This is a genomic window from Paraburkholderia piptadeniae (assembly GCF_900007165.1).
Taxonomy (GTDB): domain Bacteria; phylum Pseudomonadota; class Gammaproteobacteria; order Burkholderiales; family Burkholderiaceae; genus Paraburkholderia; species Paraburkholderia piptadeniae.
In genome coordinates this window covers 148,143-166,178 of sequence record NZ_CYGY02000011.1, presented here as the reverse complement: position 1 = coordinate 166,178, position 18,036 = coordinate 148,143, and the positions used below count along the sequence as shown (strand labels likewise).

The window sequence follows — 18,036 nt, the reverse complement described above, 5'->3', positions numbered from 1 at the left end:
GTGACGTTCGACGCGACCGCGAATTGCTGTTGCCATCGAGGAGAAGCGTCCAATGGCAAAGCCGTTGAGGCATATCGTTGCAGTGCGGACTTTCCGCCTATACCCCGGGCGGTGGTCTGAACCAGATCACCAGCTGGATCGCCGCGATCTATCAGATCAGCCCGAGCTGGTATGCGGGAGCGATGGTGTACTACCAGCGCCTGATGGACGACGCTGCCAACAGCCCCATCGTCACCCAGCGGGGAACACGCAACCAGGTCACGTACGGTGTCGGGATCGCATACGCCTTCCGCTGATCCGACTTTCGCGCAAGCGTGGAGGCAGAATGCTGAATCAGTTTGCCGAGACCTTTCTTCTCGTCGTCGCGGGTCTCTTTCCCGTCATCAATCCGCCGGCGGCGGGATTCATCGTCCTTAGCCTGGTCCCGGAAGCGACGCCGGCTGAGCGAGCCTTTCTTGCCAAAAGCATCTCGATCAACAGTCTGGTCATCCTGTTTCTGTCGCTCTCGATTGGCGCGTACGTGCTGTCCTTCTTCGGCATATCGCTGCCGGCGTTGCGGGTGGCCGGCGGAATGGTGATTGCATTTGCCGGATGGAATCTGTTGCACGCGCCTTCAGACGTGGATCGCGAGCCGGAACAGAAGACGGCCTCCGACGCGACTCGCGAGGCCTCGCTGCGCGCGAGGGCCTTTTATCCGCTAACGCTTCCCATCACCGTTGGCCCAGGATCGATCGCTGTCGCGATTGCACTGGGCACAGGCAGGCCACGCGGAGGCGTCTCGTTGATTCACCTCGCCGGCGTGCTTGTGGCCCTGGCCTTTCTGTGGTGCAGCATCTACTTGTGCATTCGGTTCACAGCGAACATCGAAAAGCTGCTGGGGCCAGTGGGCACCCAGGTCGCCGAGCGGCTCTTCGCGTTCGTACTCTTTTGCATCGGAATTCAGATCTTGTGGCTGGGCATTGATGACCTGCTCGAATCCGTACCACTGTGGGTGCGTCTCAAATGACATAGGGATCAATCGTTTCCATCGAAACGAGGACGCGATATGTCTTCAGACGAAGTCAGGCAAAGTTCGATTCGCTCGCTCCGTACGGTGAATACAGGCAACGTGTTTTTCTCGATGAAATAGTTTTGTTGGTGAGCCGTGCACTAATCTCTGCTATATGCGCTTCACGCGTCGCGGCGCTTCCTTGCAATGCAAAGCGGCAGCAGAAGGAGGAGATTTTTATGTCGTTACGGAAACTCGAGTTCCTGCTGTTGACGCATTGCGTGCGCGTGATGTTACCGGCGCTGCTATTGGCTAGCATGACGGCTGCGGAAGCGAGCAACCTCAATTTCCTCAATGACACGCCGATGTCATACATTAAGAAGCGCGACATGGACTCGATCAAAAGTGCGCTGGTCGAGGTGCTCAACACAAAGAATGACGGCGAGACCACTCGATGGATAAACGAGGGCACGGGAAATAGCGTAAAGATTGATGCGGCGATGACACCGGAGAGCACGAACCACGAAGGCGAGAAAACGTGCCGTCTTGTTTCCGTCGTCCTGTCTGCGAAAGGGCAGTCGATGAATCTCCACCCTAAGTTTTGCGGTACGGGCCGAACGGACTGGACATTGCAACAGCGTTGAATTTTCGGGGCCGTTAAATAACATAAGTAAGCGTGAGCAAATTTCCGCGCTTGAGTTCGATCAGTGTCGCGACGGTCGCTTGACGTCGCGAGAAGAAGGCGGCAGTGCGGCAAAGATTCAACGCGCATGCGCCGCAAGAAATGTGATGAATGAATACGTGATCCCGCACGCTATTGAGTCGATTGCCTTGTCTGCTCCGGGCGGGATCGATGTCATTGCCAGCTTCGCGATGTTTGCATTCGTGTTTGTAACGCCTTTGAGCGCATGCCTGTAGACGGCACGTCGGGACGGCTTTGTCCGTTTTGACGAACTTCTGCCAGCGGGGCGCGCACACGATAGCGTCCTGTCGAGGGCAGGCCTTGGGTCGCCAGGGCAGCGACAACTGTTTGCGGCAGCCTGTGAGGAGACACCTGATGATGCTCACGCCGATTACCCAACGGACGTTATCGAGAGATTTGCTCGATGTCCTGATTCGCGCCGGACTGATCGCTGTTCTGGCCGTCTTCTGTTTCCGGATCTTCGTCCCGTTCCTCAACCTGATGGTTTGGGCCCTGATCCTCGCGATCACGCTGTATCCGCTTCAGGTAAGACTGCGCGGTCCGCTCGCCGGCAAGGACGGCCTGATTGCCACGCTGATCATTCTCGTCGCGTTTGCGGTCATTCTGGTGCCGACCTATCTGCTGGGCGTCGCGGTGGCCAATTCGATCGAGCGCTCGATGGCCATTTTCAGGAGCGGCAATCTCCAGATTCCGCCGCCTGCCGAATCCGTCGCAGCGTGGCCGATAGTGGGCCAGCGAGTGTACGACTTCTGGGCGCAGGCCTCGACCGACATCACCGGTCTTGCACAAAAGTTTGCGCCGCAACTCAAGGAAGCAGGCCTCGCGCTATTGGGCACGGTCACGGGTCTTGGCGCAGGGCTGCTCGTCTTCTTCTTCGCGCTGATCGTCGCGGGCATTTTCATGGCTCACGGCGAGAAGGGCTATGACAGCGCAGTGCAGATCGCCTCGCGCATCTCGGGACCCGAGAACGGCCGGCAGATCGCCGATCTGTGCACGGCCACCATCCGGGCCGTGGCCCAGGGCGTGGTCGGGATCGCGTTTATCCAGATGCTGCTGATCGGCATCGCGTTCATCGTCATGGGCATCCCAGGCGCGGGTCTGCTCGCGCTCGCCGTGCTGCTGATCGGCATCATGCAGCTACCCGCGACATTGATCACGATTCCCGTCATCGTCTTCGTGATCGTTACGGAAGGTGTGAGCACGGCGACGATCATCTTCTCCGTCTATGTTTTCGTCGCGGGTCTCGCCGACAACGTGCTCAAACCATTGCTGCTGGGGCGTGGCGTCGCGGTGCCGATGCCCGTTGTGCTGATCGGCGCGCTCGGCGGCATGGTGACGGGCGGGGTGATCGGGCTGTTCATCGGTCCCGTGATGCTCGCAGTGGCTTACCAGCTGTTCTGGCGTTGGGTGAAAGAGCAGCCGGAACGCGAGCCGTGGCAAAAGCCGAAGCAGCCGTGAAGGACGCTGCGGAGACGGCGCCATGTGGCCTTCGATTCGCCGATACGGGACGGTGCTGTTGCTCCGGCGAGACTGCTTCATCGTGTGCCTCGCAGGTTTTCTGTCGGGCTGCATGCACGTGGGCCCCGACTTTCAACCGCAACATGAGGCATGGAGCGAACACTGGAGCAGCGCGTCGATAGAACAGGTCACGCAGCAGGCGGCGCAGCCCGACGTGCGGCAGTGGTGGCAGGTGTTCGGCGACGCGAACCTCGAGCGACTGATTGCCGAAGCCGATGCCGGCAATGGCGATCTGAAGATCGCCGGGCTGCGCGTACTGGAAGCACGCGCCCAGCTCGGCATCGCGCTCGCGGGGCGCTACCCCCAGGTGCAACAGGCGAGTGCCGATGTCCTCGCCTCGGCGCGCAAGCGCTCGGATGGATTCAATACCCGCTCGGGCGTCTATTTGCAGTACGGTGCGGGCTTTACCATCGGATGGGAGCTCGATTTCTGGGGGCGTTTCGCGCGCGCGATCGAATCGGCCGACGCCGCGTTCTTCGCAGCGCAGGCCAACCGCGATGCGGCGCTGGTCCTGTTGCACGCGCAGGTCGCCGATACGTATTTCATGCTGCGCACGGCCGAGGCGCGTCTGCGTATTGCGCGCGAAAACGCCCAGTTGCAAAAGCGCAGCTACGACATCGCACAGAAGCTCTTCAAGGCCGGCGAGACGGATGAACTGGATCTCCAGCAGGCGAGGACGCAGTATCTGGGCACGCTGAGCAGCATCCCCGATCTCGAAAGCCAGATCGTGCTCGCGCGTCACGCGCTGTCCGCGCTGATGGGGCGGCCACCGGGCCCGCTCCCCGAGCTGGATGTGCAATCCGGAAAAGCAGGCGTGGTTCCGCTCGTGGATCGCGCCGTTCTGCAAGGCGTTCCCGCCGATCTGCTATTGCGCCGCCCGGACGTGCGCGCCGCCGAGTATCAGATGGCCGCGCAGTCGGCACTCATCGGCGTCGCCAAGGCCGATCTCTATCCGTCCGTTTCGTTGCTGGGCTCGCTCGTCTGGAGCGCGAGTTCGCTGACCGGCTCGCCGAACACGCTGGCCTTTGCCGCCGGCCCGAGCGTGACATGGAACGTGTTCGATCATGGAAGGATCACGAACAACGTGCGCGTGCAGGATGCCCGGCTGCAACAGTTGACCGTCGCCTACCAGAACACCGTGCGCGAGGCGGCGCGCGAGGCCGACGATGCCGCCACCGCGCTGACGGCCGCGTTGCAGCGGGACTCGATCCTGAACGACGCACAAGGGGCCGCGCGGCGCTCGCTCACGCTCGCCAACACGGTCTACCGCGAAGGGTATTCGGACTTCCAGCGCGTGCTCGATGCGCAGCGCGCGCTCTTTGCACAGCAGGACGCCTACATCGTCAACCGCAGCAACGCGGTGGGCAGTCTGGTCGCGCTATACAAGGCACTCGGCGGCGGCTGGGCCACCCAGCAGCCGCTCGTCGATGCCGCGACGCGCCAGCAGATGCAGCAACGCACCGACTGGGGCGACATGCTGAACGAAACGAGCGCGCCATCGGCCACCGCGCCATCCGAAGGTACGTCGCAATGAGCGAAACGACCGAGACCTCCCGATCGACGACGGCGCCGTCGCCGGGCCCGCCGCCAGCGCCTCCCGCCGATCCGTCGCGCAGGGCGGTGAAGTGGATCGTCGCGCTGATCGTGGTGAGCCTGATCTGGTATCTGCTTGCCGACCGCTTTACGCCCTACACGCAGCAGGCGCGCGTGCAGGCCTTCGTCGTCCCTGTTGCCGCGGAAGTTTCGGGACGGGTGACGCGCGTGTTCGTGCACGACAACCAGGAGGTCAACGCGGGCGACGTGCTCTTCGAAATCGATGGCGAGCAGTACCGCATTGCAGCCGATCGCGCGCGTGCCGATCTCGAAACCACCCGCCGCCAGGTCGGGGCGAGCACGGCCGGTATCGATTCGGCGCTCGCGTCGCTTCGTGCGGCGATCGCGAACGAGGTCAAGGCGCGGCAGGACAGCGAGCGGCTCGAAAGGCTGTATCGCGAGGACGAGGGTACGGTCTCGCTACGGCGCCTGGAAGTGGCGCGAGCGACGCATGAGCAGGCACAGAGCCAGGTTGCCGCGGCGCGCGCCGAAGTCGAGCGCGCACGCGAGCAACAAGGTGGCGAGGACGCCGGAAACGCGCAGTTGCGCAGCGCGGCCGCCGCGCTCGAGAAAAGCGAACTCGATCTGGCCAATACGCGCATCAAGGCGCGCACGGGTGGCGTCATTACCGATCTCAGCACCGAGGTCGGCCAGTTCGCGTCGGCAGGCAAGCCGGTGATGACGCTGATCGCGATTCGCGATGTGTGGGTCAGCGCGGATATGACCGAGAACAACCTCGGTCATCTGAAGCCGGGCACACCCGTCGCGATAGCGCTAGACGCACTGCCGGGCGAGGTCTTCGAAGGCCGGGTCCGCAGTATCGGCTATGGCGTGAGCGTGGGTCAGGATACGCCGCCCGGCAGCCTGCCCACCGTGCAGAACAGCCGTGACTGGTTGCGTCCCGCTCAACGTTTTCCGGTGATCGTCGAATTCGACCGCGACGAGCGCGCGCGTCTCCACAATATTCGCGTGGGCGGGCAGGCCGAGGTCATGGCGTTCCCGGGTCAGGGCAATCCGCTCAATCCGCTGGGCCGCGTGTTTCTGCGTGTGATGAGCTGGATCTCCTACCTCTACTGATGACGGCGATGGAAAACAGGCTCCTGCTTCCCGGTCGACGCGCGCTCCGCCTGGCTATCGGCACGGCGCTATGTCTCGCGGTCAGCTTCGCGCTGGACCTGTCGATTCCCGTCGTCGCGCCCGTGTTTGCCGTCTATCTGCTCGCCACCCGAAACCGGCCACTGTCGTTGAAGGCAGGCGTGGTTCTCGCGCTTGTCGTGGCATTGACCACGGGCAGCGGCCTTCTCCTCGTTCCGTTGCTTCGTCACTACGCGTTCGCTGGCGTGGCGCTCATTGGCCTCATGCTCTTCCTCGCCTTTCGCTACGGACTGCGCGGCGGGAACAATCTCGTCGCGACCTTTCTGGTGGCCGGACTGACGATGATCTCCGCAGCAGGCACGGCTGACTTCGAACTGGCCATGACGGTCGTCGGCGCATTGGTGAAGGGGCTCCTGCTTGCCGTGCTCGTGTCCGCCCTGACTCACGGGCTGCTTCCCGAGCCCGTGAGCGCGCGGCCGCAGCCTGCCGCGCAGGCCATGCCCGACGATCAGGCCGTATACATCGCGCTTCGCGCCGCTCTCGTGGTGATGCCGGCGTATCTGCTCGCCATGACCGATCCAGCGGGCTACATGCCGATCATCATGAAGTCCGTCAGTCTCGGAAGACAAAGCTGCACGACGACGGCCCGCAGTGCGGCACGCGATCTGATCGGCTCCACGCTGCTCGGCGGCCTGCTCGCCATCGCGTTCTGGTTTTCACTCAGGATGTTTGTACATCTGTGGATGTTCTTCCTGTGGATGCTGCTCATCGGCCTGCTGGTGGGGCGCAAGCTCCACGGCCTTAGCAAGACGCGTTACTCGCCGGGTTTCTGGCTGAACAGCCTTGTCACGATGATCATTCTGCTGGGGCAGTCGGTGCAGGACAGCGTCGTGGGCAAGGATGTCTACACCGCATTTGCGGTGCGCATGGGGCTCTTTCTGGCGGTAACGGTCTATGCGTGTTTCATGCTTCTGCTTTTCGAGCAACGCTACCGGGCGGGATGACGCTGTGTTCAGTCCAGTCGTTTGCCAGTCATCGAACCCCCGGTCGGGCGCCGTTCCCCAAGATAACCGGCCGATAGCGGTCCATCGTATCCTGAGAGGAGCCTGCAATGGAAAATGCGACAAGCGATGCCGTCGTCCGCCTGCGGGCTCGTGAGATTCTGCGAGAAATGGGCAGGACCCTCTGGTATCTCCGCGCGATACTGGCTGGGCTTCTCGTCCTGTTCGTCCTGCTGACGCTCGGCATGTACCACTGGGGCGGTCCTGTTGAGACGGCGAACCGCACACCTTCGCCGATGGATGAAACCGTGTACTTCTGCGCGATTACGGCGCTGACGATCGGGTATGGCGATGTGGTGCCCACCTCGACGTTTGGCCGGATCGATGCGATATTGCTCGGGCTGATCGGCCTGGTGTTCACGGGACTGATCGTTGCGGCGGCCGTCCGAGGGGTGCAGGAAGCCGCGCGCCAGGCGGGCGCGGAGGATTAGCCGGATAGAATGCGAGATGGTCGACGGGAAGTTGCGGGGAAGCAATCAGACGCAGCAAATCGACGGAGCACATTATGCAGGCGCACACCATCAGATCGGCGTGCGGTCAACTTGACGGTCCGCGAGTTCGCATGAAAACGGGCGCTATCGGGTGGCGACGGTCGCGTTATGCACCATGGATGATCGGCGCGTATCTGCTCATGGCGCTGTTGCCGTTGCAGTCACATGCCCAGGGGACACCGGATCAACTGTCGAGCCGCACTGTGATAGGCGGTAACGTGAAGCAGCATGCGGACGCCGTACTTGCCATCATGACGTACTCGACAGTTCCCGATGTCACGACCAGTTCGCTGTCGATCAATAGCGGTGCCACGGGCAACCCGGGTTTTGGCCAGACGCAGTTAGGAGGCGGGTTCACGATCAGCAAGTCGTTTCCGTTGTACATGGAGGGCACACTCGCCTATAGCCGCTACGACCCGACGTTCATCGCCACGGATGGCGCCATGCAGCGCGAGGTGCGGACCCGATGGAACACCTTCAGCGGCACGGTGGGCCTCGGTTGGGATTTCCGGATCACCGACGAGCTCGTGTTCCGTCCCATCCTGAACGGCACGATTGGACGCGTGTCGAGCGACCTGAAGGTAGGGCAGTCCGTCTTCAACCACGTCACGGACAGCAACCTCCAGTTTCTCGAGAATGGATCGCTGGACGCATACGGCTATGGCGGCTCGCTGATGCTCGATTACGAGCACTACCGCGAGAACTACGAAATCGATGCGGAACTGCGAGCGACCGATATCTATCTGCGCAGCTTCGGTGGGTCAGACGCCGTTCAGGGTTCAGCGATGGCGCAGCAACTGAGCTTGTGGACGCGCTGGCGCGCACCGACCGGCTGGCATGCGCTGGACCGGCCAGTGCGCTACGTGCTGGAGCTTGCCTACTCGCATTACTTCGGCGACAGCGCCGGCGTGCTGGGCTTCAACGATCTGACGTCGCTGGGCGTCGGACTGGAACTCGACAGCAGCAAATATCCGATCGTCATCACTCGCACGCGCGCGCTCGTGAGATATGTGTTCGGACACAATGTGCACGGCGTGTCGTTTGGGCTGGCGGTGAGCTTCTGACTGCCCAGAATGTCGGCCCTTTGTTACGCGGAAGCAGGCGATCATCGATCATGGCCGCTGTCCGCCCGTTCAACGTAGTCGTCCACTGCGCTGCCCACGGTAGGATGGAAGCGGTCATCGCCGAGAATGTCGAGCAGTTCGAAACGCCTGAGCTTATCGCGCACGGGGTCTTTCATTTCGGCGAAGTGCAGTGCAATTTCGCGCTCGGCCAGAATTCGCGTCAGCGCCCGCAACATGTCGGCAGAGGTCACGTCGACACTGGTCACGGGTTCGGCGGCCACCACGACCCGGCGCACCGGCGTCGGTGATTTATCCACTGCTTCGAGCAGGCGTTCCTGAAAGAGCTCTGCGTTCGCGAAGAACAACGGTGCATCCCAGCGGAACAGCAGCAGTCCCGGAATCTGCGTGGCCTGCGGATAGCGCTCGATGTCATGGTAGCCGCGCAAATGCTCCACGCGGCCGAGAACGGCGAAATGAGGCCGCCATCCGTCCCATAGAAATTCGATGACCGCGATCACCACCGCGATGCAAATTCCGGGAATCGCGCCGAAAACCGCGACCCCGGCAAAGCAGACGACGGAGAGCCAGAACTCCCATTGCTGAATGCGATAGATGCGCTTGAGGTCCGCAAATTCGAAGAGTCCAAGGGCCGCGGCAATGACGACGGCAGCGAGCGCGCTATTGGGCAGATAGCGCATCAGATTCGGCGCGACCATCAGAAGGAACGCTACCGCCACTGCGCCGACAACGCCCGTCAACTGCGTTCTGGCTCCCGCCGCTTCCGCCACAGGCGTTCGCGACGAACTGCTGCTGATCGGGAAACCCTGAAAGAAGCCGGCCGCCAGATTGGCTGCCCCCAGCCCCACCATTTCCTGGTTCGGATCAACGCGAGTGTGAAACCGCGCCGCGAAGGTGCGCGACAGCACGCTCGTATCCGCGAACGAGATCAGCGCGACCGCACAGCCGCCAAGCAATATCCTGACGAGATCGGCATCGCCCGCCCATGGCAGCGCGAATGACGGCAAGCCTTGCGGAATCTTGCCTAGCACTTTGACACCGACGCTGTCCAGGTCGAACACGGTGACGCACAGCGTCGCCAGGACAACCGCGATCAGAATGCCCGGAACCTTCTCGAAGCGCTTGAGTGCGAGGATCAGCACAAGACTTCCCGCACCCACGGCGAAGCTGTACCAGTTGGCTTTGCCCGCGGCAATGGCGTTGCCGAGCGTCAGGAGGTCCCGCAGCGGGCCTTGATCGTCGAAGGAAATGGCAAAGAGTTTCGGCAACTGGCTGATCAGGACGGTCAACGCAATGCCGTTCATATAGCCGTATCGAATTGGCTTGGACAACAGTTCCGTGATGAATCCGAGCCGCAAAAGCCCCATCACGATACAGAACAGGCCGGAGACGATCGCCATCATGCTGGCCACCGCGATGGCGCGTGACGGATCGCCGCCCGCGACAGATATGACGACGGCAAGTATCGGTGCAGCAAGTGCGGAGTCCGGACCCAGGACGAGGATTCTGCTGGGCCCCCAAATGGCGTAGGCAAGCAACGGAACAATCGTCGCGTAGAGGCCGTAGACGCCCGGAACGCCAGACGCCTCGGCATAAGCAATGCCGACGGGCACCAGCATGGTGGTCAATACGAGCCCTGCTGTCAGGTCGCTAGGCAGCCAGCGCACCTGATACTCCTTCAGCGTCGTCAGGCCCGGCAGCCAGCGTGACCATCCTTGCGCTCTGGCCGCAGCTTGCTCGCCCTCATGAACTGGATGATTGGATTGCATTTGCTTGATGCTCGTGGTCGAAAGAGCCACTAACCGGATAGCGGACGCAATGCCGTTTCAGAAGAAGAATAGTTCAGTCACGCCAACGGCAATAGAGGAATCGGGCGACATATCCGGGAAGCATTCCGGAGGTCCGCAATGCATAAGACCAAAGTCCAATACCGCCCATCGGAGGCAGCGCCTAGACTGAATGCGCGCACACCGGACATGAAGCGTCGAGCGTGTGTGCACACCTGAGCCATGCTGGATTCTTCAATTCAATCGCCATTGACCGTGGTCCGCAGTCCTTCTCCGGCCAAACTTGTTCCGGACAGCGGACTACTGGCTGATCGCCGGGAGCGCAGAAATGAAAGCGAGTCACGTTTTACTTGCGATGGCTGTCGCGATGGCGGCGTGCCCGGCACTTGCCCAACCGCAAACCACAGTGGATGTCACGAAAGGGGCGGGAAGCGCCACGGTTGTCGGAACGTCGAAGGTGACAGCCACGGTCGTGGCAATCGAGCAGGCGACCCGGACGGTTACGCTCAAAGACAGGAAAGGCAAGGTGATCCAGCTGGAGGTGGGAGAAGAGGCGCGCAACTTCGATCAACTGAAGGTTGGCGATATCGTCACGACCGAATACAGGGAAGCGATGTCGCTGAGCCTGTCGAAAACCAACGGTCCGCGTTCAGCGACGCAACGTTTGATTGAAGAGCGCGCGGCGCCTGGAGCCAAGCCAGGTGGCACGATCGGCCGGGAGATCACCGTGATGGCAGATGTCGTCGCGGTCGATCCGAAGGCGAAGACGGTCACGTTGAAGGGTCCGCAAGGCAATCTGGTCGACGTGCACGTGGAGGACCCGGATCAGATGAAGAACGTCCACAAGGGTGATCAGGTTGAGATTGTCTACACGGAGGCCGTCGCGATCACGGTCACGCCTGGTGCCACACAGTAAAGAAGGCCGGAACATCACGTATAAAGGCGTGAACGCTGGCGGCCAACGGCGCACGGATGTCGCGTTCGATCCAGGTGAACAGCGATGATTCTTCGCGGAACAATCCCGTTTCGCGCAGGCACGGAGAAGGCTATGCGCGGCAAGCGAGGACCAGTCGGCGTCATCTTCAGGGGCTTCTTGCTAATGGGCGCTTTCGGCTTGCTGCTGCCCCTGGCGGGATGTCCCTACTATGCCGTGCCTCCCGGCACCGTCATCACGACGCCGGCCAGCTTTGACCGCTCTTTCGCTGCCGCGTCGGGCGCAATGCGAGACGAGGGTCTGTCGATTACCGTGCAGGACCCCGCGAGCGGCACGATCGCCGGCGGACTTGACGGTGCTACTGTGACTGCGAGCGTACGACAGCAAGCCGATGGAAGTGTCGTCGTGCAGTTCAATTCCAGGGACGCCCGCGATCCTTCATTGCTCGATCGCATCTCGCGCAGCTATGACAGACGTATGGGACGCTGAGTGTCGTCGATCTGAACGGACATTGCCCCGAACCGTCCATGCAATCGGACATTGCGCATGTTACGGATTCGTATGATGCAAGCAATGCCCGATATCGCTTCATAACCTCATCTAATGGACGCACGCTGCGTGGCGAGTTAATTTCGGCAATTTCGAATCATTGACCCGCGAGCCGTTTGCCCGCCACGTTGTCGCCCGCAGTTGCGGGCCATTGCGCGCGGATTTTCGTCAGGACCAACTCTGGAAGCGGTATGTAGTCGAGGACATTGACTGTCTCTCCCCCATGGTTGAATGCCCAATCGAAGAACTTCAACGTTGCGCCGTCGTGGCCCAACTGGTCCGGCGCTTCACGAAGCAACACGTAGGTGGCCCCCATCACCGGCCATGCGTCCTTGCCCGGCTGGTTCGTCAGCAACTGATAGAGCGAACCGGACCAGTCGGCGCTAGCCACCGCTGCCTTGAAAGTCGCGACGCCGGGCTGAACGACGTTGCCCGCCGCGTTGGTCATGGCCGTGTACGTCAGGTGATTCTGTTTCGTGAAGTCCCATGCGACATAGCCTATGGCGCCAGGCAGATACCCGACGTACGTGGCAACGCCTTCGTTTCCATTGCCGCCGATGCCGAGCGGCCAGCGCACGCTAGTGCCTTCGCCGACCCTGCGCTTCCATTCCGGGCTGACTTGAGCGAGGTAGTGCGTCCAGATGAGCGTCGTGCCCGAGCCGTCCTGGCGACGCACGACGGCAATCGGGTAGTTGGGCATCTTGATCTTCGGGTTCAGCCGCACGATCGCGGGGTCATCCCAATACAGGATCTTGCCGAGAAAGATATCGGCAAGTACCTGCCCCGTCAGGATGACCTCGCCCGCTTTGAGGCCGGGCAGGTTCACGACGGGCACCACGCCGCCGATCGCCGTTGGGAATTGCCGCAAGCCGGTTTTGGCCAGTTGATCGTCGGTGAGCGGTGCGTCCGATCCGGCAAAGTCGACTTCGTGAGCGACCACCTGCTTGAGTCCGTTGGACGAGCCCGTGCCGCGATAGATCACCTTGCCTCCGCCTGACTTTTGATAGTCGGTGGCCCATTTGGTGTAGAGAGGCGCGGCGAACGTACTGCCGGCTCCCGTGATGTCGGCGGAATAGGCTGCGGCTGCAAAGAGGCAGCCAAGCAGACTGGTCATCAAGGTGCGCAACGTTCTCATGAAGGGTCTCCGGTTGGATCTTGTCGCGGGACTTGCCATAGCCCGATTTTTTCTGGCGCGCGCGGACAACAGCTAAAGCGTCGGAATCACGCTCGGAAACTCCAGGTGATATTCCACGCGCTTGACGCCGGGGACGCACTCGGCCGCAATGTGGATCGCGCGCTTTTCCTCTTCGGATTCAATGACGCCCCACAGGTGCGCGACACCGTCCTTGACGAGCACACCTTGTTTCGGCAGCCTCCAGCGCTGCCCGTGCATTGCCCGAACGATCGCGTCGCGCAGGCTCGCGTCGTCGTGCGAAATTGGGTCTGCGGCTGGTGCGGCGCTCGCCAGTGCGCGGATCAGGTTAGAACGGCTCACGATTCCGACCAGCTTGCCGTCTTTGAGAACCGGCACGCGTTTGAGGTGTCGCCGCTCCATGAGGTCTGCAATCTGGGCGAGCGGCATGTCTTCCGAAATCGAAGTCACCTGGTGGCACATCACGTCGGCGATGACATGACCGTGCTCCTTCACGTACCTCGCGGCCTGCTCGCGCGGCGATGACAACAGGAATTCGAGCCACCACTGACGCCTCCCGTGACCGGTGCCGTTCTCCACGCGATGCAGCAGGTCCCTCTGGCTGACGATGCCGATGACCTTTCCGTCCGCGTCGACGACGGGCATCGCGCTGATACCGTTGTCGACGAACAGTCTCGCGGCGTCGTGGATCGTCATGTCTGGCGTGGCGGTAACGACGGATGTAGTCATGATGTCGAGTGCGCGCATGATCGTTCCTTCAGCGTGTCGCGTCGGGTCCCCATCTGTTGCACCCGTCGCACGGTTTCGGCGGACGCACCGGCAGCGGATCGCTCGGTGCTGAGGCGTCTTGGTTCAATAAGCTGATTCGATATTCCGGTTGGGGGCGACCTTTCGTGAAAGGCCTGTTGTGAACGGAAATCTTCGTACCGTTACTCCGACGGGATCGCGAAACATCGAGCGTCATCGCGCCATTGAAGGACGATTAACACGGATATCAATTTCAGTCTGGCTGTATGTGGTTCACCGAACATATCGAGCCGCGCCCGGAAATCGCCGGCTCAAAAACGCGCGCCGCGCAGTTCTTGCAATCAGGCGTCGATATCAGACTTCTTGTCCTCTGACCAGGCGTGAGAACATCGAAACGACTCATGTCTGTATCGACGCCAATGTGGACATCGGGTTGATCCATACGAGGGCGCGGGCACTTGTGGCACAGATTGACGGGATGAGTTTCGGATCAGGCGTCAGTTTCCACCGTAGTACCCGTTTATCCGATTCAGCGACCCATCCTTTTCGGCCCGAATCAGTTCCTGGTAGACCTGGGCGCGCGTCTTGCCGGCACTCGCTCCGCTGGTGGTCGCGCCTGCCGTCGTTCCGCCGACGGAGTCGGTCGTCATTGCGGCATTGCTGTCGGAACTCATGCTCGACGTACTGGCGTCTTCGGCATGGACCTGCATCGCATACAGTGACAATGCTGCGACGGGAATCAAAAACATGGCTTTCATCGCATTCTCCAGCATGTTGCATTGACATTGCCGACGCAGCACGCCGGCAGTGTCGACTGTATTCGCTGGCCACATGCGAATGAATAAGGCCCTCGTCCTAAAAGAGACTCGGGGATTGCCCTATTCAGTACCTGGTCGGGCTGGCTCCGCCCTATTGGCTCTCGATCCACTGAATGGCAAACCGCATGAGTTCCTTGCCACTGCGGATATTCAGCTTTTCCTTGATATTGGCCTGGTGCGCCTCGATGGTCTTCACGCTCCGGTTCAGCTTCCCTGCAATTTCGCGGGTGCTGAAGCCGAGGCCGATCAGGTGCAAGACCTCGAATTCCCGTTCCGACAGGCTCGCAATTCGGCCCTCCGGCTTTTTATGCGGAACCGTAAGGGCTCTCGCCAGCTTCTCGTGCATGGCGGCGCTCAAGTAAACATTGCCTGCCAGCACTTCGCGGATCGCACTCATCACGTGCTCTGTGGCCTCGAGTTTCATCAGATACCCGTTTGCCCCGGACCGCAGTGCGCGTTCGGCAAAGAGGCTCTCGTCATGCATGCTGAGGACGAGAATGACCAGATCCGGATAGCGATGACGGAGAGTTTTGACAAGCTCCAGGCCAGAGTCCGATTGCAGGCTGATGTCCACAATGGCCATGTCGGGCCGGCAGTCCATCGCCGCGAGAGCCTGTTCGGCGCTTCCGGCTGCGCAGCAGACGTGCAGATCCTCTTGCAGATTCAGCAGATGTGTCATCCCCTCGCGGATGATCGGGTGGTCATCCACGATCAGGATCTGGGTTCTAGCGGATTTCTCGTGCATGGCCAGGACCCTCCGGTAGCGGATAGCTGATGGCGACCGTGGTGCCACCCAGACCATTGCGAGTCACGGTGCAAGAGCCGCCCAGAAGGCTTGCCCGGTGACGCAGGTTGTGCAGCCCAAGTCCTGAGGCACGCTCCATTTCTTCCTGGCCGATGCCGACGCCGTCGTCGCTGATCGAAAGCGTCTGCAGACCGCCCGCGCGCTCCAGGTCGATCCAGATGCGGTGTCCGTGGCAATATTTCAGCGCGTTGCTGACTGCTTCCTGCGCTGCACGGTATAGGTTGATCTGCATGAGCGGATCGAGGAAGTCCACGTCCGGTGCGATCCGCAGCGTGCAATCCACACCGTTGAGCGTGCGAGTCGTGTCCGCCAGCCCGTGCAGTGCGGCCGCAAGGCCACCATATTCCATCGCGACCGGGTCCAGGCCATGGGCAATCCTGCGGGTCATCAAGGACGCCTGCTTCACCAATCCGACGACGGTAGCGGCATCTGCGGCGGCTGGGTGGGCTTGCGTCTGCAGTTTCTGATTCAGGGCGGTGCAGTACAGTCCCAGGCTGGTCAGCTGTTGCCCGAGTCCGTCATGCAGCTCACGGCCGATCAACCTCTGCTGCTGATCGGCGATCTGGATCAGTTCTCCTTCGAGCAGACGGCGTCGCGCCATCTCCTCCTTGAGTTCATTGTTCGCCTTCTCCAGATCCTCCGTTCGCTCCTGGACGCGTCGTTCCAGTTCGATTTGCGCTGCCTGCAGCAGGCGATAGACGCGCTGCTCCTGAGCACGTGCCGCCACCAGCAGCAGTCCCGTTGCCGCCACGACGTTCGCGAAGGTGCACCACCGTACGAGGCTGTCCACTGGAGATTCGGCGGCGAAGGGGCCCGTGCCGTGCTTGGTGCCCAGGATGGCCACGACTGAGACCATCAGCGTTGCGATGCTGGTGCCGAGGTGCTCGAAGCGCAGAGCCGCCCAGATGATGAACGGGAAAATCGCCAGGGCTGCAGGATAGTAGCCGTGCCCGGCAAGTTGAGGGGCGCCGAAGACGAGGTAGCTGACCCAGAAGGTCGCAATGGTCAGTCCGCATGCCTCGATGGCGTGCTCCGCGGAGCGGACAGGGTTAGAGTACGTGATGAAGCTGAACAGCGGCGGTGCCACGACCAGGACCCCCATCATGTCGCCGAGCCACCATTTCAGAAAGGCAGCGACGTACTGGGTGACGGGCACGAGGCCCCCTCCTAGCAGGGCAGTCGTGCCGACCAGCGCACTGACCGCCGTGCTCATCACGGCGGCGACGGCAATGAAGGCCAACACATCGTTGATGCGATCGAGCGTGATCTGGAATCGGGTCGCGCGGCTCAATACGATTGCTGCCGTCAAGGCGCCGACCATTGAGCCGGTGCCAATCACGGCAGCCACCTCAACAGGCACGCCCCCCGACACGTTGGCGAGGAATGAGCCAATGGCAATCCCCGGCGCAACTCTGAAGCCCAGAGCGAGCAGCGCAACAAGAGCGATACCGCTGGAAGGCCACACCAGGGAGATCGCGCCGCCCACGACGGCGTAGGCGAGACCTATCTTTGCACCTGCGTAATAGGCCAATGCAACGATCCCCGTGTACAGGAAAAGGCTGAACCTGGAATTGCCCCGGATGGTTCCCATTGTTCGCTTCATCCTGAAGCCGAAGTGCTCGAAGTGCTCGAAGTGCTCGAAGTGCTCGAAGTGCTCGAAGTGCCAAATACGCACCGATGTGACGACACTTGCGGGACGGTGGGTAGTTCCCGATACCCTGTGTGTCACGACAATCAAGGCTACGCCGACCGAACGCAATACTACGCCGCAACAACGGAAAAAATGTGCCTTTCGACTGATGTTTGAGACATGTGCCGTTCGTACTTTCGCGCGTGTTCGTCATTGGCAACGAGTGCAACGTCTTTCTCGTCATCGATGTTTTGCGGCTTGCGGGAATTGAAGTTGGGGAGTCGCCCGTCACTAAGTCGCTCGGCACCTGAAGTCATGATTGTGGTAGTACCCACCGCGTTAATCAAATGCTACACAGCGCTCGTTGGCAGAGATCGCTGACGTGCCAAAACCCTGTCAGACCCAAGGTGGATGTGATTGTCCTGTCGCCCGTTAGCTAGAAGGGTGACAGGTCCGCCGTTGACGTGTCGTGAAATGGTTCTTTCAGTAGCCGAAAACGTTTATATGGAATCGGCAAAGTACTTGAAAGCGAAACTTGCGCTCGCAGGCTGCGCGATATGCGCGGGCGCGATTACCGTTGCCAGTGGATTGCGCCTGTTCGAGCGCCTGCATCGTGCAGGCAACGGGCGATAAGACGCCTCTGGCGGTGTCGGTGTCGGCTTTGAAGCTAGCGGGCGCGGTGCTGTGTTGGGTCGAACCCAACATCGAGGCATTCGTTTGCCAATCGCTCGCCGCGTGCAAACGTCGATAACACGGCCAAACGCCACGATGTCGAAGAGAGTGGCGCGGATGCCATCTCCATTGGCGTGGTTGTTGCAAACCATCGACGCGTCAATACAGGAGATGGCCATGCTCATCCTGCGGAACCTTGTCGCATCCGTCGCGACCCGTCGTTCGCTCGTCATCGTCGCCGCGATCTCTGTTGCGGTGATGTGCGCGACAGGTATCGCAGCGTTTGCTGGTCTTTTACCGGCATCGGATCACGTCGCAGTGGCGATGACCGCGACACCGTTTGTCGACATGCAAGTCGACGATGCGACTTCGACAAGATGACGTCGAACGCGAAGTCGGCGACGGGGAAT

General features: G+C 61.2%; 20 protein-coding genes. 13 read left to right on the top strand and 7 right to left on the bottom strand.

Going from position 1 to position 18,036, the window contains the following annotated elements:
* The first annotated feature begins 77 nt into the window (after positions 1-77).
* From BN2476_RS05265 to BN2476_RS05220, 10 genes are all read left to right on the top strand, one after another.
* Complete coding sequence (locus BN2476_RS05265) at positions 78-296, top strand: MipA/OmpV family protein (protein ID WP_235850702.1); 219 nt, start codon at positions 78-80, stop codon at positions 294-296.
* A gap of 29 nt (positions 297-325) precedes the next feature.
* Positions 326-1,006 (top strand): MarC family protein, encoded by a 681-nt coding sequence (locus BN2476_RS05260; RefSeq protein ID WP_087733094.1) that lies wholly within the window; start codon positions 326-328, stop codon positions 1,004-1,006.
* Positions 1,007-1,227: 221 nt separating this feature from the next.
* Positions 1,228-1,632 carry a hypothetical protein gene (locus tag BN2476_RS05255; RefSeq protein WP_235850701.1) on the top strand — a complete coding sequence of 135 codons (405 nt, stop codon included), beginning with the start codon at positions 1,228-1,230 and terminating at the stop codon, positions 1,630-1,632.
* Between the two features lie 145 nt (positions 1,633-1,777).
* Positions 1,778-1,906 carry a hypothetical protein gene (locus BN2476_RS49280; RefSeq protein ID WP_268957857.1) on the top strand — a complete coding sequence of 43 codons (129 nt, stop codon included), beginning with the start codon at positions 1,778-1,780 and terminating at the stop codon, positions 1,904-1,906.
* Between the two features lie 139 nt (positions 1,907-2,045).
* Entirely contained in the window at positions 2,046-3,149 is a 1,104-nt protein-coding gene (locus BN2476_RS05245) for an AI-2E family transporter (RefSeq protein ID WP_087733092.1), read from the top strand.
* A 22-nt stretch (positions 3,150-3,171) separates the two neighbouring features.
* Complete coding sequence (locus BN2476_RS05240; RefSeq protein ID WP_087733091.1) at positions 3,172-4,743, top strand: efflux transporter outer membrane subunit; 1,572 nt, start codon at positions 3,172-3,174, stop codon at positions 4,741-4,743.
* Positions 4,740-5,879 carry an HlyD family secretion protein gene (locus tag BN2476_RS05235; RefSeq protein ID WP_087733090.1) on the top strand — a complete coding sequence of 380 codons (1,140 nt, stop codon included), beginning with the start codon at positions 4,740-4,742 and terminating at the stop codon, positions 5,877-5,879. Before BN2476_RS05240 ends, BN2476_RS05235 begins: the two co-directional genes overlap by 4 nt.
* A gap of 8 nt (positions 5,880-5,887) precedes the next feature.
* On the top strand, positions 5,888-6,901 hold the full coding sequence (locus BN2476_RS05230; RefSeq protein WP_087733193.1) for a DUF2955 domain-containing protein: 1,014 nt from the start codon (positions 5,888-5,890) through the stop codon (positions 6,899-6,901).
* Positions 6,902-7,008: 107 nt separating this feature from the next.
* On the top strand, positions 7,009-7,389 hold the full coding sequence (locus BN2476_RS05225; RefSeq protein WP_087733089.1) for a potassium channel family protein: 381 nt from the start codon (positions 7,009-7,011) through the stop codon (positions 7,387-7,389).
* A gap of 179 nt (positions 7,390-7,568) precedes the next feature.
* Positions 7,569-8,513: a hypothetical protein gene (locus BN2476_RS05220; protein ID WP_235850718.1), complete on the top strand. Its 945-nt coding sequence runs from the start codon at positions 7,569-7,571 to the stop codon at positions 8,511-8,513.
* A 41-nt stretch (positions 8,514-8,554) separates the two neighbouring features.
* Here the strand turns inward: BN2476_RS05220 and BN2476_RS05215 are convergent, their stop codons facing one another.
* Complete coding sequence (locus BN2476_RS05215) at positions 8,555-10,300, bottom strand: SulP family inorganic anion transporter (protein WP_087733088.1); 1,746 nt, start codon at positions 10,298-10,300, stop codon at positions 8,555-8,557.
* A 346-nt stretch (positions 10,301-10,646) separates the two neighbouring features.
* On the opposite strand from BN2476_RS05215, the gene BN2476_RS05210 reads away from it, so the two are divergent.
* Both BN2476_RS05210 and BN2476_RS05205 read left to right on the top strand, forming a co-directional pair.
* Positions 10,647-11,234, top strand: a complete 588-nt coding sequence (locus BN2476_RS05210) for a hypothetical protein (protein WP_087733087.1) — start codon at positions 10,647-10,649, stop codon at positions 11,232-11,234.
* 132 nt (positions 11,235-11,366) lie between these two features.
* Positions 11,367-11,741, top strand: coding sequence for a hypothetical protein (locus BN2476_RS05205; protein ID WP_438942857.1), 375 nt, complete (start codon positions 11,367-11,369; stop codon positions 11,739-11,741).
* Positions 11,742-11,898: 157 nt separating this feature from the next.
* On the opposite strand, the gene pstS is transcribed toward BN2476_RS05205, so the two are convergent.
* The 6 genes from pstS to BN2476_RS45340 all read right to left on the bottom strand — a co-directional run bounded on the left by pstS (position 11,899) and on the right by BN2476_RS45340 (position 17,659).
* A complete protein-coding gene (gene pstS / locus BN2476_RS05200; protein WP_087733086.1) occupies positions 11,899-12,936 on the bottom strand; it encodes a phosphate ABC transporter substrate-binding protein PstS in 1,038 nt (345 codons plus the stop codon).
* 72 nt (positions 12,937-13,008) lie between these two features.
* Positions 13,009-13,701 (bottom strand): CBS domain-containing protein, encoded by a 693-nt coding sequence (locus BN2476_RS05195; RefSeq protein WP_087733085.1) that lies wholly within the window; start codon positions 13,699-13,701, stop codon positions 13,009-13,011.
* A 497-nt stretch (positions 13,702-14,198) separates the two neighbouring features.
* The gene (locus BN2476_RS05190; protein WP_218274501.1) at positions 14,199-14,459 is read right to left on the bottom strand and encodes a DUF4148 domain-containing protein; all 261 of its coding nucleotides are present in this window, start codon (positions 14,457-14,459) and stop codon (positions 14,199-14,201) included.
* A 151-nt stretch (positions 14,460-14,610) separates the two neighbouring features.
* Complete coding sequence (locus BN2476_RS05185) at positions 14,611-15,264, bottom strand: response regulator (protein ID WP_087733083.1); 654 nt, start codon at positions 15,262-15,264, stop codon at positions 14,611-14,613.
* A complete protein-coding gene (locus BN2476_RS05180) occupies positions 15,245-17,053 on the bottom strand; it encodes an MASE1 domain-containing protein (RefSeq protein WP_235850717.1) in 1,809 nt (602 codons plus the stop codon). Before BN2476_RS05180 ends, BN2476_RS05185 begins: the two co-directional genes overlap by 20 nt.
* Before the next feature lie 384 nt (positions 17,054-17,437).
* Positions 17,438-17,659: a hypothetical protein gene (locus BN2476_RS45340; protein ID WP_143810901.1), complete on the bottom strand. Its 222-nt coding sequence runs from the start codon at positions 17,657-17,659 to the stop codon at positions 17,438-17,440.
* Positions 17,660-17,767: 108 nt separating this feature from the next.
* Between BN2476_RS45340 and BN2476_RS05175 the strand changes: the two genes are divergently transcribed.
* Positions 17,768-18,007 (top strand): hypothetical protein, encoded by a 240-nt coding sequence (locus tag BN2476_RS05175; RefSeq protein WP_235850700.1) that lies wholly within the window; start codon positions 17,768-17,770, stop codon positions 18,005-18,007.
* Positions 18,008-18,036: the final 29 nt, after the last annotated feature.

What these genes read in the sequence shown, in the direction of transcription:
- BN2476_RS05260 (WP_087733094.1), top strand. Translation starts at nt 326, where the DNA reads ATGCTGAATCAGTTTGCCGAGACCTTTCTTCTCGTCGTCGCGGGTCTC.
- BN2476_RS05255 (WP_235850701.1), top strand. Translation starts at nt 1,228, where the DNA reads ATGTCGTTACGGAAACTCGAGTTCCTGCTGTTGACGCATTGCGTGCGC.
- BN2476_RS49280 (WP_268957857.1), top strand. Translation starts at nt 1,778, where the DNA reads ATGAATGAATACGTGATCCCGCACGCTATTGAGTCGATTGCCTTGTCT.
- BN2476_RS05245 (WP_087733092.1), top strand. Translation starts at nt 2,046, where the DNA reads ATGATGCTCACGCCGATTACCCAACGGACGTTATCGAGAGATTTGCTC.
- BN2476_RS05240 (WP_087733091.1), top strand. Translation starts at nt 3,172, where the DNA reads ATGTGGCCTTCGATTCGCCGATACGGGACGGTGCTGTTGCTCCGGCGA.
- BN2476_RS05235 (WP_087733090.1), top strand. Translation starts at nt 4,740, where the DNA reads ATGAGCGAAACGACCGAGACCTCCCGATCGACGACGGCGCCGTCGCCG.
- BN2476_RS05230 (WP_087733193.1), top strand. Translation starts at nt 5,888, where the DNA reads ATGGAAAACAGGCTCCTGCTTCCCGGTCGACGCGCGCTCCGCCTGGCT.
- BN2476_RS05225 (WP_087733089.1), top strand. Translation starts at nt 7,009, where the DNA reads ATGGAAAATGCGACAAGCGATGCCGTCGTCCGCCTGCGGGCTCGTGAG.
- BN2476_RS05220 (WP_235850718.1), top strand. Translation starts at nt 7,569, where the DNA reads ATGATCGGCGCGTATCTGCTCATGGCGCTGTTGCCGTTGCAGTCACAT.
- BN2476_RS05215 (WP_087733088.1), bottom strand. Translation starts at nt 10,300, where the DNA reads ATGCAATCCAATCATCCAGTTCATGAGGGCGAGCAAGCTGCGGCCAGA.
- BN2476_RS05210 (WP_087733087.1), top strand. Translation starts at nt 10,647, where the DNA reads ATGAAAGCGAGTCACGTTTTACTTGCGATGGCTGTCGCGATGGCGGCG.
- BN2476_RS05205 (WP_438942857.1), top strand. Translation starts at nt 11,367, where the DNA reads ATGCGCGGCAAGCGAGGACCAGTCGGCGTCATCTTCAGGGGCTTCTTG.
- pstS (WP_087733086.1), bottom strand. Translation starts at nt 12,936, where the DNA reads ATGAGAACGTTGCGCACCTTGATGACCAGTCTGCTTGGCTGCCTCTTT.
- BN2476_RS05195 (WP_087733085.1), bottom strand. Translation starts at nt 13,701, where the DNA reads ATGCGCGCACTCGACATCATGACTACATCCGTCGTTACCGCCACGCCA.
- BN2476_RS05190 (WP_218274501.1), bottom strand. Translation starts at nt 14,459, where the DNA reads ATGAAAGCCATGTTTTTGATTCCCGTCGCAGCATTGTCACTGTATGCG.
- BN2476_RS05185 (WP_087733083.1), bottom strand. Translation starts at nt 15,264, where the DNA reads ATGCACGAGAAATCCGCTAGAACCCAGATCCTGATCGTGGATGACCAC.
- BN2476_RS45340 (WP_143810901.1), bottom strand. Translation starts at nt 17,659, where the DNA reads ATGTTGGGTTCGACCCAACACAGCACCGCGCCCGCTAGCTTCAAAGCC.